Genomic DNA, 1,312 nt, shown 5'->3' with positions numbered 1-1,312 from the left:
GGCACCGGTTGATAAAGTGTCGTGCGCTGGCGGACAGGCCGTCCCACCGAGGCCGCCAGAGCCTGCATTTCCTTAGGCCCGAATTCCTGCCCATTGACGCCACCGGCAGCCCGGGTAATCGATTCATCCATCAGCGTGCCACCCATGTCATTGGCGCCTGCATTCAGGATCGCCGCGGCCCCTTCCGGTCCCATCTTCACCCAGGACACCTGGATATTGGGGATCACCGGATGCAGCACGATGCGCGCCACCGCGTGCATCAACACGGCCTCCCGATAGCTTGGCCCGGACCGTGCCAGCCCCTTGCGCCAGATCGGCGATTCCATATGCACGAACGGCAGCGGCACGAATTCGGTGAAGCCGCCCGTCTCCTCCTGCAACCCGCGGATGCGGAGCAGATGGCGCGCCCAATGGCGATATTCCTCGACATGGCCGAACATGATCGTCGCCGTGCTGCGCAGGCCCACCCCATGCGCCACGCGCATCACCTCGATCCACTCATCCGCCGTCACCTTGTCAGGGCAGATGATGGCGCGAACTTCGGGATCCAGTATCTCCGCCGCCGTGCCGGGTAGCGTGGACAGCCCCGCTTCCCTCAGCCGTGCCAGATAATCCTCCAGCGGCAGACCGAGCGTGCGCGCACCGTGCGTCACCTCCAGCGGCGAAAAGGCATGGATATGAATATCGGGCGCGGCCTCACGCACTGCCTTCAGGACATCAAGATAGGTGTGACCGTCATAATCGGGATGAATCCCGCCCTGAAGGCAGACTTCGGTCGCGCCGCGATCCCAGGCTTCGGCCGCGCGGCGTCCGATCTCCTCCATGTCGAGCCTGTAGGCCGGACCGCGCATGGCCTTGGTGCTGCTCTTCGAGAAGGCGCAGAAACCACATTTGTAGAGGCAGATATTGGTATAGTTGATGTTGCGGTTGACCGCATAGGTCAGCATGTCGCCCACGGCCTGCCGCCTCAACCGATCGGCCTGGTTGACGATGGCGGTGAAATCATCCTGCTCGGCATCGAACAGGGTGACAATGTCCGCTTCGCTCAGCCGCTCACCCTCCTCCGCCGCGGCAAGGATGGAGAGGACCGATCGGGAGGCCAGAACGGGCTCCACGGCCATGATGTCGGGCGCGGGATCGCCATGCCCTGCGGACCAGTCGTCGACCTTGGGCAATCCCCGCCCGTCGATGGCACGCAGGATCTGGGTGGCGATGGCTGGCGCTACCCAATCCCGCGCGGCGAGCGCATGACGCGGACCGATGGCGAGCCGCTGCATCAATATGCGGCCCGCGGCTTTGGTGGCGTCCTCCA

At 64.4% G+C, this 1,312-nt stretch carries 1 protein-coding gene; it reads right to left on the bottom strand.

All coding sequences use genetic code 11. The features are described 5' to 3' along the window. Positions 1–1,312, bottom strand: a 1,312-nt coding sequence (gene cofH / locus ACFC3J_RS22695) for a 5-amino-6-(D-ribitylamino)uracil--L-tyrosine 4-hydroxyphenyl transferase CofH (RefSeq protein WP_375198173.1), incomplete at both ends; no start/stop codon positions are given.

The organism is Sphingobium sp., assembly GCF_041987595.1.
Taxonomy (GTDB): Bacteria; Pseudomonadota; Alphaproteobacteria; order Sphingomonadales; family Sphingomonadaceae; genus Sphingobium.
This window is presented reverse-complemented; position numbering and strand designations above follow the sequence as displayed.